Consider the following 13739-nt stretch of genomic DNA (forward strand, 5'->3'; position numbering starts at 1 on the left):
TATGAAAGGTTGTCACGATGGCGGAGTGCGGGAGGGCTAAAAGCATGTGTTTTGAAGCGAAGGGACGGTTACAGGGAAGGGCTTCAAAACTCTTGCGCGCGCGTCGGAGGTCCAGGTGTAATGCGGGATTGGAGCAAATTTGCCTTGCAGCTAACGGCTCGGTGGTTAGGATTAGTTGCCGTCTGTGTCGGGGTTGGCATGAGTTTTTGCATAGTCCCGATAGATGGGCAGGATTTGGATGTCACGATAAAGTTGTCAAGATGAGTGAGTCCCGATAAGTGAGCAGGATTTGTCACGGTATTACGAATTTGTCACGATGGTGATGCAAAAACCATGACAACAGAAGCGAGGGCCGGCAGCCCCATATACTTTGTCACGGAAGCAAGATTTGTCACGGTATGCAAAACTTGATAAGTGGGTGAAAATTATGGTGATAGACATTGGGGCAATTACGGATTGGTCCGGGCTGCCAAAGGCAATTAAGCCTACCATCCGGGTTATGTTTAGGCGGGGAATTAAAACTGTCCCGATAGCAGAAATAATCGTATTAGGCAATAACAATACTATTATCCTCAAGTTCAACCTGCATTTTAATCTTTGCTTTAAGTGCTGAAAAGACTTTTAGTATTGTCGAAAGTGTCACGTTACCAGTATGATTCTCAAGTCTTGAGATTTGAGCTTTTTGAACACCAATGAGATCTCCAAGTTGCTCCTGGGTTAATTTTCGATCAATCCTGGTTTGTTTGATAAGCTCTCCCAAAATATCCATCTGTAAATCATATTCATACTGGTCTCTCTTGGTTGTACCTTTTTTACCAAGGAATTCATCTTTTATTTCATCGAAGGAATATTTTTTCATTTTCGTTTCCATAATCTTTGTTTTAAAAAGTTTCAAAATACTTTCTCATCAGATTTCTCGCTTTCTCAATCTCCTGTTTTGGAACCTTATCAGTTTTCTTAATAAAACCGTGAGTGCAAACCACAAGAGTATTTCTATTGTTTCTTTTATCCCAAAAGGCTAAAAGTCTGTGTTGTAAGTTTTTATATTTAGTTCTAAATTCCCAAATATCGTTGTCTATTTTTTTAAAAGTTGCTGGGTCATTGAATTTTTTTGATTTGTCAATAATGAAAAAAAGTTTGATACGAGCTTTTTCATCAATGCTCCAGAGAAATTCTAGGGCTTCGTCAAGTAACTCAATTTCAAATCTGTCTTTAATCATGGCACAAATATACGAAATGTTTCATTGCAACGAAACTTAATTTTAAAATTTAAATCCTCTTCGGTTATGTTTAGGCGGAATCTGTCACGACGAGTAAAAGCCTGATCTTAAGGCGAATTAGTCCCGGTTCGCGCAGCGCCGCTTAAATATAACGGCTCGGTGGTTGCGGTAGTAAACGTTGGTGGCGCCGTCCGCCGTTACGTGTCTTGGTACTTTAGGTCGGATTAGTCCCGGCGGGCAAGCCACCATGGCGCAATTTTTGCCCGTCCCGGCAGAAGAGTGAAAATTGTCACGTCAAGATAAAACAAGCCAGCCGACCGAGCGTAGGGATGAGAAATTTGTAAAAGGGCAGAAATTTGTCATGATGATAAAATGATCAAAAGAAAAAAAAGCGTTCGGGTCCCTAAATTACTTGCAGTTTTTGCTCGGCTGGCGTTCACGTCACCAGGCAAAAATTGTGACAAGTTTATTACCTCAACCATCCGGGTTATAGTGCGTTTATTAATTAAAACTGTCCACCTGCGATGAAATTGTCATGGTAGCAGGATTGGTCTCGATTTCAGGATTGGTCACGGTAGCAGGATTAGTCACGGTATACAAAACTTGATAAGTGGGTGTAAATTATAGTGATAGGTATCTGGCTGTAGCTAATAATGATTAGATTTTCAATATTTTAATTTGCTGCTTGTCAGAGCAACTGTTATCATGTTTGTTTTTTTATAAATCTTTAATTCTGTGTTTGAAACAAACTCTTCGGAAGGAACAGCGGATACACTAAAAGAAATCACTACATCGTCACTAAAATGATTTTCTGAATCCAGTTCAATATTTCTTTCCGAAGGTACTCCATCTCCATAGGTTTTGATCGTAACTTTGTCTCCGGTTGTTGAACCTTCGATAATTAAATGGACAGCTCCACCATTGTTTGTCCTTTCTAAATACCAGTCTGAGCGAGTAACTTCTAGAGTAGGGTCCTCATCTTTGCTGCAGGATGCTAAGGCAATGAGCAAAAAGGTTAAATAGATATAGGTTTTCATAGTTTTATTGTTTCTGTGTTAATAATTTAACAACAAAAATCACGCCATAGTTGATGTATTGTCCAGATAGATACTCTCTTGTCCAAGTGAATTTGTCAAGATACTGAATCCTGATAGGTGGCCAGAAATTTATTACATTGGAATAAAATTCTCCAGATGACCCAATCCCGGCAAATGATAAGAAGTGGTCACGGTACGATAAAACTGTCACGACGGCGATGCAAAAACCATTACTCAATAGTCTTGATTGTCTGTCTTGAGTAACTGTCTTTGATGCAGGATTTGTCACGGTATACAAATTTAATTATAAATAGGATTTGGAGTTATAGTGCGTTTGGAGTGTAAATTTGGGGTCAGGCATGATTCGCAAATGCACTATAACGGCCCGCTGGTATGGGCAGTAAGCGTTGGTGGCGCAGCCTGCCGTTGTGTCATGCTATACTTTAGCTGATAAACTGTCCCGGCGGCAAGCCACCATGGCGCAATTTTTGCAAGTCCCGGCGAAAGATAATTTGTGCCTGCATTATGGATTTGTCCAGAGCCGGAAAAGAGTTGGCAGATGAGTGAGAAGTTAATCGTCATGGCGAAATTGTCACGGTGAGGAGCAAAAATTGTGACAAGTTTATTACCCCAACCGTCCGGGTTAGCATTCGGGCCTATATTAAAACTGTCCCGATATGAAAAATTTGTCACGATAAATGAAATTTGTCAAGATTTTAAGTCCCGATAAGTGGCGATGAGTTGGCTGTCATGATAAAATGGTCACGATGGCTGTGTCCCGATAAACGGCGAGAATTGCTCCTGGTGCAGAAGTTGGCAGATGGCGATGCAAAAACCATGACAACAGCGCGTCGGCCGACAGCCCCATAGACTTTGTCACGGATGCAGGATTGCTCCCGGTGTAAAGGTTTAATTAGTGGGTGTAAATAATGTTGATAGACGTTGGGGTTATGAAGGATTTGTCCGTGCTGGCGAAGGTAATTAAGCCTACCCGCTTGTTAGCACATGTATTAAATTTGAAACTGTCTACTGCCTAAAAATTATCTAGTTATTTGAAATCATATTTTATGGCGCTGATTACGTAGGTGTCTCGGCTGCCTCAGACAATTAAGCCTACCATACTTGTTAGCCTGCGTATTAATTTAAATTTTCAAATATCTGGGATAGAAACTTGTCAAGAGTCGCTTCACTTTCTTTTGAGTGTCCTACGTGTCGATAAATAATCTTTCCAGTTTTATCAATGATCAGCGTAAAAGGAATTGCTGGCACTGAAAAATTGTCTGATATATCCTTATTATATATCTCCCCATTTCGAAACATAGTTGTTGCATTATACCAGTTATCAATTTTTTCTTGATTTATCGCTTCTATCCAGGTTTCTTTATTTTTATCTAACCAAGCAATAGCAATAATCTCAAGTCCCTGTGGATGATATTGGCTATAAATTTCTCTCGAATGAGGAAAACTTTCACGACATGGCACACACCAGCTAGCCCAAAAATCAATCAATACAACATTTTTGTCACGAAATTGGGAAAAAGTAATTGTCTGATTATTTATGTCTTTTATATTTATGTCAGGAACTTTTGCACCAATTTGAACATTTTCTTTTTTTCTGATTTCGTCAAGAATATTTTTGCCATTACTACTTTCCTTGAGTGTAATGTCTAATCCATTAAAGATTGATTTTGTAGAGTCAAGTGACACAACCTCGTTACTTCCTAACATCTCTAATTGAGCTACAGAAAGAAACGATTTTGGATTATCAATTACGAATTTAATCTTTATGGAATCTAATTTCTTTTTGTTTTGTGTCCATTGCATATTTATTTCTTCTGCCTTCTTCTCAAACAGCATTTTTGAGGAATCTTCCAATGTTTTTTTAATGCTCTCACTGATTTTATTCTTCTGATCCCTAAGCATCGCAAACCTCTCATGAATTGGTTTTTCCATTTTGGATAATAAAACAGCATCATCTTGTGTCTTTGAACCAGTCATTATACATTCTTCAAAATTGCCTTTTGATACAGAAATCTTCATTTTATTCGGTTCAATATATATAAAGACTCTATCAGAATCGTTTCTCCCACTCATCACAGCAGAAATTGGCTCAACAATCTTTCCGGTAAAAATAAATCTACCATTTTTAATTCTGGTGGTATCATAAATTCTGGCATTATCTGACCAATATGTTAAAACTAATGAGCCTGTATCCTGACCGCTAATTTGCCCCTGAAGGGTAAATTTTTGGAATTCTTTGTCTGAGTGAGAAGTGCAGGAACTGATCAAGATGAGAATACCCAAGATAGTGGAATGAGACAATTTCATAGACATTTTAATTAAGTGGTGATACAATAATGATGTAAGCTATATAAATTTTTTGATTTTTCGATGTTTTAATACTATTAGCTGATATTGTTTCGGACTCTGAATCTGTCAAGGTTTTTGCAGTCCCGTTAATATGGCGGGAAATGTCACATTATGCTGAAATTTTTAAAAAGATGTTAGTACATGTATTTTTAGTCGCGCGATGGGAGAGTCCCGGTAGAATGCAGTATTGTTAATTAAATAACAGAGCTCTCTTGTGACGGAGCGAGGGCCTGCTGTCCGTCGTGCGAGGGCAGGTCCCGATAAAGTGCTGAATTTCTATTGTCATGATAAAACTTTATAAATACGGCGCGAGGGGTAAGTCACACGTTACCAAATATATGTGCTAACGGCTCGGCGGTTGCGGTAGTAAACGTTGGTGGCGCCGTCCGCCGTTACGTTCCCGATAGCTATCGGGACTGGTACTTTAGGCAGTATTAGTCCCGGCGGACAAGCCACCATGGCGCAATTTTTGCCATCCCGATAGCTATCGGGACCGGCGAAGGATGAAGTTGTCATAGTATACGGATTTGTCCAGAGCCGGAAAGCACGGATTTGGAAGATGAGTGAGAAATTAATCGTCATGAAAAAATTGTCAAGGTATGGCGCAAAAAATGTGACAAGTTTATTACCCCAACCATCCGGGTTAGCATACGGGCCAGAATTAAAACTGTCCCGATGAAAAGAATTTGTCACGATAACTGATTTGTCATGATTTTAAGTCCTGGCTACAAGCAGGATTTGTCTTGGTAGTGATACTTTATAAAAAGCAGTCATGACGAAACGAATTTGTCACGGTAGTCCCAGTCGTGGCTGAAAGGCAGGAATTGTCTTGATATTGTTATCTTGTTAACAGGCCATGTTAGGGTCATTTGTCAAGTATTATTGAATCCTAAGTCGCCTTTGTTTTTTTTATCAAGATTTAAGTTCAAGACATCCTTTCTGGAGTTAATACCAAGCTTTGAATAAATGCTATTAATATGCGATTTAACTGTACTTAAACCAATTGAGATGATTTCGGAGATTTCCTTATTGGATTTACCCTCAATCATCAAAGCAAAAATTTTTCTTTCTTGTATACTTAAATCACGAAGTAAATTTTGATTCTTTTGAGTAAGTTTAAAATATATCATGGACAAAAGAACTCCCATAACTAAACATATCCCGCCAATAAGAAATGGTATCCAGTGTCTGTTATTTTGAGATTGAGGGATTCTCTTACGAAATTCAATGAAATAGGTAGAACGTTCTTTACTCCACTTTGATAAGAAGTTTCTGTAGAACTGTTGATTTATTGGATAATTTTTTTCGAAGTTACTTTTATATAATGCATACAAAGAAACAATTGGGTTAGAACAAGAATCTGCTAAACTTCTAAGTTTTTCAGAAACAGCATTTTTAATTAACTCTTTTTTTATCACATAGCCGTTTATATTTACTGTGTCCAGAAAACTAGCAATCTCGTTTACTTGCAGCATCATTTTGTTTGGAAGATATCCATAAACTGAAGCATCCGCTAGAAATTTCGAATTGCACGAGTCCTTTATAATTATATGTGATTGGTTATTAGCTATTACTAATATGTAATTCTCATCTCTGCCACCTATAATTAAAGATGTGGGGGGGTCATTTTTTTTGGCAATATGAATTCGGAAGAGATTATCCTCTATTGGCAAGTATTGTGTTTTGAAACTGAACCGTCCTGAATTGTCAATTAAGGATTGATCAATTATCATGTCATATGCCATGGTATTGATATTATCTATATCAGGGATAATTGAAAGGTAAGCAATAGGTTTCCAAATGGTTGTATCAATTACAATTTGTCCATCTATTGATGATTGTGCTTTTATTTCTTGAAGAATAGAGGAGACTAATAATAGAATAAGCGCAAGTTTATACATAAATCTCATAATTTAATTTTTACATAGACTTTTCTTGCACTATTTGCACTATCGATTTTGTCTGTCAAGAAAATATATATTACTCCAGAAGTATTATCTGAGTAAATCTTCGCTTTCCAATCTCCTTTTATTGGATTTATAATTGTCCTGATAAGATCACCAGAGGCAGCTTTATTCTCATCAAGACCCTTTAAATTGTTATCAATATTTTTATATTTATTTACTCTTGCATTATTTTTTGAGGGACATTTTATTGAGTATTTAACTTGTCTTTCTCCAGAAGGATCAAAAATTTCTAAGGTTAGACTTCCAGTTTGAATTAAAGAGTATGACATAATGGTAATGGAATTTAAGCTATCCTTCAGAGGAATAATCTTTTCTTGCACACCTGTCTCATTATTAAGAATAATTTCTGTTTGAAATTTCATTTGTTTTGTCAATTCTTGTGCAGTCTGTCCAGATAGTTTATTTGTCTGGCCCATAATGAAATTTGCATTAAGCAGAAAAAAAATGAACGCTACAAAAAATCCTTTAATTGTTGTCATCATGACGATTGAATTAGGTTTGTAATAATAACGATTACAAAGCTATTTGAAGAATTTATCATATTAGTGCAGATGAGGATTGAATAAAGGATAAGAAAAGGTTGAAAAATTGCTATTTGTAAGATTTTTTTGGCACATTAGGTATAATTCTGGGAAAAATGACCGGTAACTTGCTTACAGATTCTTTTATTAATCAAAGTTACAAAGTTTTTTGAATCCCGGTTGTCGTGTAAAAGCCCGCCTTTTCAGTTAGCATTTGGGCCATCTGTCCAGGTTACGTAATTGTCACGGTATGAGTAATTGTCCCGATAGGCGCGCAGCGGGCCTGAATGCTAACGGCCCGCTGGTAGATTTAGTTGCCGACCGTGTCAGGGTTGGCATGTGTTTTTGCACAGTCCCGGTAAGTGGCGATAAGTTGGCTGTCATGATAAAATTGTCACGATGGCTGAGTCCCGATAAACGGCGCGGATTGCTCCCGGTGCAGAATTTGGCAGATGGCGATGCAAAAACCATGACAACAGCGCGTCGGCCGACAGCCCCATAGACTTTGTCACGGATGCAGGATTGCTCCCGGTGCAAAAAGTATAATAAGTGGGTGTAACCTGCGGTGATAGACTTTGGGGTTATGAAGGATTTGTCCGGGCTGGCGAAGGCAATTAAACCTACCAGCGATGTTATAGTTAGTTGCAATTTTAAAACTGTCACGGAACAACGGAACTGTCAAGGATTAACGGCTCCTTTAAAAGTCAGGTAATCATCTACAGAGACTCTGTATTTAAAATTTTCTCCAGTCCCGATAAATTTTAAATTATAAGTATAGTAACAAATGCAATCACAGTTTCCAATTTTTGTATTGAGTATTTTAATTATAATACTATCGCCTTTTATATCGGAGGATGTTGAATACTCTCCACAACATGTGGCATTAAAACCTGTAAGTATCTCAAGGTTTTCGTTTACTATTGAACATGTTACACCATTAGTTCCCAAAATCTGAGCTCCTTTAGAAGAGTCTCCTTTATCTAGAGCACAGCCTCCTGGAATCGTTTCTGAAAACTTAAGATCACCTATCCGTTCGCAGGAGATAAAGGCTGCGATCAACACAATAAGAAGAAATAGTTTTTTCATGATGGAGACTTTAGTGTTAATTTATTCACAGCAAAAATCAAGCCAGTCAGTAATAAATTTGAGTATTATTCTTCAGTCCCGGCAGATATGCAGTATTTAAATCGTCAAGATAGAGTTGTCCAAGGTGCCAGTCCCGGCGAACGATATAGTTGTCACGATAAACGGATTTGTCCAGAGCCGGAAAACACGAATTTGGCAGATGAGCGAAAAGCTAAGGGTCAAGATAAAATTGTCAAGGTTAGGAGCAAAAATTGTGACAAGTTTATTACCCCAACCGTCCGGGTTAGCACAAGTAATTTTTTCTTTAAATCTCTTATTAGTTTTTTAATGTTTTTAAATATTCTTCTGATAAATTTGTGATCATATCTACCAAGTCCGAATCAAGTATTTTTATTAAATCTACTTGGACCCTGAGAAGTTCTCTGTTTGAGTATTCTTCCATAAATGGAGGATATTGGTCATTATACATAATCCTTGAGAGAATTGCCAAAGACGATTCCATTCCTGCAACTCCATAGTACTCAACTCGTAATTCAAATTTTTGTTTCTGATTATCAATGGCAAGTTGGAAAAGCTCTAATTTTTGAGCTTTCGTCAAGCTCTTAAGAATTTCATTTTGCGCAAGGAATAATTCATGATTGATTATATTAATTATATAATGGCCAATTTCCAAATCTGTCCATGAACCCCAGTTCCCTTCAATATTTAACTCTTTATAAGCGCTGACAATTACAGGATAGGCATCACTTCGTCTTAATAGTTCTCCAAAACCATTACAGATCCCTTCGACATAATCAAATCCTTGTTGTAAACTATTCCGTGTCCAGATCATCCTTATTTCAGGATATGTTAAGCAGGTTTGAAATAACTCATCCGTATAAATACATCCGACAATATCTTTCGGTATTTTATAGAATTCCAGGGCTTCAAGGAATGTTATGCCATCTGGTTTCTCAGGATAAATATAAACGCCCCTGTCTATATCCTTACAAGTATCTTTTGAGCAACTAAAAACAAACAATCCTATTAGAAAAATCGAATAAAATTTATTCATCATAATTTTAAATCCTCCTATTTTCATGGTTCAAAGATACTCTATTTCAACATTTAGCATCTCAATTCTTCGCTCTTATCAGTTAGCACAAGTTTTTAGTCGCGCGAGGGACTAGTCCTGGTAAAAGGCAGAATTGTTATTTTGTTAACAGAATTATATAACTGACGGCGGGCAGGCAAATTGTCTTTTGTGCGACTGGCATGTCCTATTAAAGAGCAGAAATTATCTTGTCAAGATAAAACATTTTAAACATGGTGCGCGGGCATAATCGTCACATACTGAAATATTTGTGCTAACGACCCGCTGGTATAGGCAGTAAGCGTTGGTGGCGCCGTCCACCGATACGAGTCCCGGTACTTTAGCCGAAAAACTGTCCCGGCGGGCAAGTCACCATGGCGCAATTTTTGCAAGTCCCGGCGAAAGATAATTTGTCCCTGCATTACGGATTTGTCCAGAGCCGGAAAGCACGGATTTGGCAGATGAGTGAGAATTAATCGTCATGAAAAAATTGTCAAGGTATGGCGCAAAAAATGTGACAAGTTTATTACCCCAACCGACCGTGTTATAGTTAGTTGTATCATTAAAACTGGCAAGATATCAGATATTTAATGAGGAGTGTATTATAAATTAAAGGCCGAATTCTTATTAGGTTTTTAATTTGAAACTAAAACAATACTAATAGTTGCATATTGAGTCCAGTCACCGTAAATCCATCGGGTAATAATTGTCGCATTGGAGAAAACGTAATGTCGAGGTTTTTACTAACATCAAAATTTGTGAGACTTGCATCTACATTAGCGTCCAGGATTGTTAATAGATACCACCCTGCGATACCTATATATGATAAGTCGCGGTAACGTTTATAACCATCAACGCCACGTAACATACCTTCTTCATAGTATGCTTTCTGAGAGGGACTATAAGTATCAGGGTATAAAACTGGGTCATATGTTTTCGGATCAATAGTTTTTAGCTTACCTAGCTTAAGGTAACTTGTTGTTTGAGGGTTTTTATCTGAAAAATCCTGAAGAGCTTTTAAATATTGATTGTATTGTGCAGAATTGAATCCCACACTATAGATTAAGCTTGCGAATCCTGCATAAACTATTGGGACTTTCCAATATTTCTTGTTATAAATTTGTCCAAGTCCGGGGAAAACGACAGCCATCATGGTTGCTTTAAGCGGGTCTGCTTTAAATTTTTGTTTTACTTGAGTCTGAATACGAATAGAATCCTGTGCAAGGGTGATGTTTTGTCCCACAACGAATTGCAGAGTTACTAAAAATAATATTGTGTGAATTGTTTTCAATTTAATTAAAACGAAACAATTAGTTGTTTATTGAGAAAACTGATAAAAATTTATTTGTCAAGTTTCAGAATCCCGGCAGATGGGTGTAGGTTATCCCTCCAGGCAAAGTTGTCCAAGTTACCAATCCCGGCAGATGGGTGTAGGTTATCCCTCCAGACAAAGTTGTCCAAGTTACCAATCCCGGCAGATGAGTGAAGATTTACTCGTCATGATATAATTGTCCAGATGTTAAATCCAGTCAAAAGAGCAGGATTTGTCTCGATAAACGAACATCGTTTTCGGTTATAGTTAGTTGCTTAAAGCTCTCTAACGTGCAGAAACCCAACAATTAACTATAACGGCTCGGTGGTTGCGGTAGTAAGCGTTGGTGGCGCCGTCCGCCGATACGTGTCCCGGTACTTTAGGTCGGATTAGTCCCGGCGGACAAGCCACCATGGCGCAATTTTTGCCAGTCCCGGCGAACGGTAAAGTTGTCACGGTATACGGATTTGTCCAGAGCCGGAAAAAACGGATTTGGCAGATGATTGATAAGTTAAGTGTCAAGATAAAATTGTCACGGTAGCGAGCAAAAATTGTGACAAGCTTATTACCCCAACCATCCGGGTTATAGTTAGTTGTAATATTAAAACTGTCACGCGGAAACGAATCTGTCACGATAAAGAGAGTTGCAGATTATAAGTACAGATTTAAAATTTAGTCTAAGGGTACTATTCGATTCTCTCTATTATTTGATTTTTTGCGATTAGGAAATAGTCCTTCGGAATTGAATTGTCAACGATTTTGAGAATAACATCAACTGTAATGTCAGTATCCCAAATGGGGCCATTGTTGCTTAGTCCATATAATTTGTAGTCAGGGAATTTTGTTTGACGATTATCCTGTGGGTCTGAAACCCAAATTGTCTGGTTTGAGATAACGTACATTTTTTTTATTTGAATATGATCAGGAATTGAAATACTGTCACATTTAACCAAATATACCGAAGCAATCAATGGACTTTTTCTAGGAATTGGTCCACCAGGGAAGAAGTCCCGGTATAGTTCTGCTTCTGTTATGTATTTGTCAATCCCGATAGTCAGTGTATCAACTGAGTCTGAGTAAAGACTTGAATATAGTTTTGGATCTTCGATTAAGTCACCGTAAATCTTATCTTTTTCGCATGAAACTAATAAAAGGGAATAGACTAGGAGCAAGGTTATCTTATTCATAAATCTAGTGCTAGTGTTAATTCTTTCACAACAAAAACCAAGTCAGCCACTTAAAAGTCAAGAAACCTTGTGCGATGAAATTGTTTGTTTTATACAGGGCTCTATTGATTTAGTTTATTTTTTAACTCAATAAAGTTCTTAATTTTATTTTCTTTCTGCCATGTAACATTTTCAAAACCGAAGGTCAATATATTTCGCAAATACTCTCTGTCTTTGCCACTATAATTATTAATCTGTTTTATCACCAAATCAGGATAACATAAATAACAGTCACCCACACTCCATGCAGGCATTTCGTTTGCTGACCCTTGATTAACAATTAAAACTTTGAGGTGCTTTTCAAGTAAATCAATATCTCTATTTTTGCAGAATATTTTTGAAAGATATGGTAAAAGCGGAGTATAAATAGTCTCTTCAAAATTTTCAAACTCACTTAATAACTTCATCCTCTCATCATTTGGTAAACTCAGTCGTAGTGAATCGTATTTTAATCTGTAATCTTTGAGTCTATTTATTGAATTTATTATCAGGTCTCGTTGTTGTTGTTCCGTAAAATCAGATATTAATTGAATTCTGGATTTATGTACAAATCCAGACTTTGTGTAAAAATTATCAATTTTCCACCAGTTCTCACTTGTCGGCACACAAAGGAAAAATTCTCCTTTTTTAATTTTAAACAAAATTTCCGAATTAGAATTTTTGTCATCTCGAACATTGACGAAACCATCTAAGTCATTAATCATTGCTAATTCGGATTGTCCGAAAATTAACATAGGTATAAGTAATCCGATTGTTAGTGTTATTAATCCTCTCATTGTCAGGTTTTATTTATGCAGAATGTTACCTAGGATTGCTTACTATTACTTTTAATGTTATTATATTCACAACAAAAATCAGGCCAGTCAATTATAAATCAGAGTATTATTGTTTAGTCCTGGCAGATGTGCAGAATTTTAATTGTCACTATTAGCTTGTCCAAGTTACCAATCCCGGCAGATGGGTGCAAATTTACTCGTCATGATGTAATTGTCCAGATGTTAAATTTAGTCAAAAGAGCAGGATTTGTCAAGATATCTGAACCTCGCTTTCGGTTATAGTTAGTTGCTTAAAACTCTCTAACGTGCAGGAACCCAACAATTAACTATAACGGCTCGGTGGTTAGGATTAGTTGCCGTCTGTGTCGGGGTTGGCATGAGTTTTTGCACGGTCCCGATAGATGAGCAGGATTTGGATGTCACGATAAAGTGGTCCAGATGAGTGAGTCCCGATAAGTGAGCAGGATTTGTCACAGTATGATAAAATTGTCACGATGGCGATGCAAAAACCATGCAGGAGCGAAGGCCGGCAGCCTCTTAGACTTTGTCACGGTAGCAGGATTAGTCACGGTACCAAAAACTTATAAGTGGGTGAAATTTATGGTGATAGACATTGGGGTGATTACGGATTTGTCCGGGCTGCCGAAGGCAATTAAGCCTACCATCCGTGTTATGCTTAGGCCTGGATTAAAACTTGATTCATAGCAGGAATTGTCATGATAACAGAGATCATTTCTGCCGTATAAAGAAGCCAAGATCAAGAGCGAGGGTCTTATCCTGCTCATAAATGGTAATGTTAATAGTTCTCCCTGTCGTACAAAAGCACGAGAAACAACCACTGGCTGGTCCGTCATCTGTAATAGAGATTTTTTTAATCTTAATGCCTTGTAGCTCTAGGTAACTAATGACTTTGTCTTTATAGTCAGTATCATTATGGTTTGCACTCCATGGATTAGCGCAACCAGTTTCGTAGAAATGCAATTCTATCAAATCACCTTTTTTTTCACACGACCAATTGGAGATTAAGAATAATATCGAAATTATTATGAGGCCTTTTAATTTCATAGTAAATTTTTGTTTTAGATGTGGTGTTAAATTATTAACAGCAAAAATTGATCCAATCCAACAGGACAACTGGATCTAGTCCAAGTC

At 37.4% G+C, this 13739-nt stretch carries 11 protein-coding genes; all 11 read right to left on the reverse strand.

The genetic code is table 11. From position 1 onward, the window contains the following. Positions 1-547: 547 nt before the first annotated feature. The 11 genes from IPJ16_08830 to IPJ16_08880 all read right to left on the reverse strand — a co-directional run bounded on the left by IPJ16_08830 (position 548) and on the right by IPJ16_08880 (position 12587). A complete protein-coding gene (locus IPJ16_08830) occupies positions 548-871 on the reverse strand; it encodes a helix-turn-helix transcriptional regulator (GenBank protein MBK7627278.1) in 324 nt (107 codons plus the stop codon). A gap of 10 nt (positions 872-881) precedes the next feature. Next, entirely contained in the window at positions 882-1220 is a 339-nt protein-coding gene (locus tag IPJ16_08835) for a type II toxin-antitoxin system RelE/ParE family toxin (GenBank protein MBK7627279.1), read from the reverse strand. Positions 1221-1885: 665 nt separating this feature from the next. Continuing rightward, positions 1886-2257, reverse strand: coding sequence for a hypothetical protein (locus tag IPJ16_08840; protein MBK7627280.1), 372 nt, complete (start codon positions 2255-2257; stop codon positions 1886-1888). Between the two features lie 1137 nt (positions 2258-3394). After that, positions 3395-4585: an AhpC/TSA family protein gene (locus tag IPJ16_08845; protein ID MBK7627281.1), complete on the reverse strand. Its 1191-nt coding sequence runs from the start codon at positions 4583-4585 to the stop codon at positions 3395-3397. Between the two features lie 914 nt (positions 4586-5499). Continuing rightward, complete coding sequence (locus IPJ16_08850; protein ID MBK7627282.1) at positions 5500-6528, reverse strand: helix-turn-helix transcriptional regulator; 1029 nt, start codon at positions 6526-6528, stop codon at positions 5500-5502. A 5-nt stretch (positions 6529-6533) separates the two neighbouring features. Continuing rightward, complete coding sequence (locus tag IPJ16_08855) at positions 6534-7076, reverse strand: hypothetical protein (protein ID MBK7627283.1); 543 nt, start codon at positions 7074-7076, stop codon at positions 6534-6536. A gap of 717 nt (positions 7077-7793) precedes the next feature. Continuing rightward, positions 7794-8201: a hypothetical protein gene (locus IPJ16_08860; protein MBK7627284.1), complete on the reverse strand. Its 408-nt coding sequence runs from the start codon at positions 8199-8201 to the stop codon at positions 7794-7796. Positions 8202-8517: 316 nt separating this feature from the next. Further along, positions 8518-9282, reverse strand: a complete 765-nt coding sequence (locus tag IPJ16_08865; protein MBK7627285.1) for a hypothetical protein — start codon at positions 9280-9282, stop codon at positions 8518-8520. A gap of 637 nt (positions 9283-9919) precedes the next feature. Beyond that, a complete protein-coding gene (locus tag IPJ16_08870; protein MBK7627286.1) occupies positions 9920-10564 on the reverse strand; it encodes a hypothetical protein in 645 nt (214 codons plus the stop codon). Positions 10565-11271: 707 nt separating this feature from the next. Beyond that, the gene (locus IPJ16_08875; protein MBK7627287.1) at positions 11272-11772 is read right to left on the reverse strand and encodes a hypothetical protein; all 501 of its coding nucleotides are present in this window, start codon (positions 11770-11772) and stop codon (positions 11272-11274) included. A gap of 101 nt (positions 11773-11873) precedes the next feature. Then, positions 11874-12587, reverse strand: a complete 714-nt coding sequence (locus IPJ16_08880) for an SH3 domain-containing protein (GenBank protein MBK7627288.1) — start codon at positions 12585-12587, stop codon at positions 11874-11876. Between the last annotated feature and the right edge of the window lie 1152 nt (positions 12588-13739).

This window comes from Bacteroidales bacterium, from assembly GCA_016709865.1.
Taxonomy (GTDB): domain Bacteria; phylum Bacteroidota; class Bacteroidia; order Bacteroidales; family VadinHA17; genus LD21.

Excerpts from the sequence above, each read along its gene's own strand:
- IPJ16_08865 (MBK7627285.1), bottom strand. The coding sequence starts at position 9,282 with ATGAAAATAGGAGGATTTAAAATTATGATGAATAAATTTTATTCGATT.
- IPJ16_08875 (MBK7627287.1), bottom strand. The coding sequence starts at position 11,772 with ATGAATAAGATAACCTTGCTCCTAGTCTATTCCCTTTTATTAGTTTCA.
- IPJ16_08840 (MBK7627280.1), bottom strand. The coding sequence starts at position 2,257 with ATGAAAACCTATATCTATTTAACCTTTTTGCTCATTGCCTTAGCATCC.
- IPJ16_08845 (MBK7627281.1), bottom strand. The coding sequence starts at position 4,585 with ATGAAATTGTCTCATTCCACTATCTTGGGTATTCTCATCTTGATCAGT.
- IPJ16_08850 (MBK7627282.1), bottom strand. The coding sequence starts at position 6,528 with ATGTATAAACTTGCGCTTATTCTATTATTAGTCTCCTCTATTCTTCAA.
- IPJ16_08830 (MBK7627278.1), bottom strand. The coding sequence starts at position 871 with ATGGAAACGAAAATGAAAAAATATTCCTTCGATGAAATAAAAGATGAA.
- IPJ16_08860 (MBK7627284.1), bottom strand. The coding sequence starts at position 8,201 with ATGAAAAAACTATTTCTTCTTATTGTGTTGATCGCAGCCTTTATCTCC.
- IPJ16_08880 (MBK7627288.1), bottom strand. The coding sequence starts at position 12,587 with ATGAGAGGATTAATAACACTAACAATCGGATTACTTATACCTATGTTA.
- IPJ16_08855 (MBK7627283.1), bottom strand. The coding sequence starts at position 7,076 with ATGATGACAACAATTAAAGGATTTTTTGTAGCGTTCATTTTTTTTCTG.
- IPJ16_08835 (MBK7627279.1), bottom strand. The coding sequence starts at position 1,220 with ATGATTAAAGACAGATTTGAAATTGAGTTACTTGACGAAGCCCTAGAA.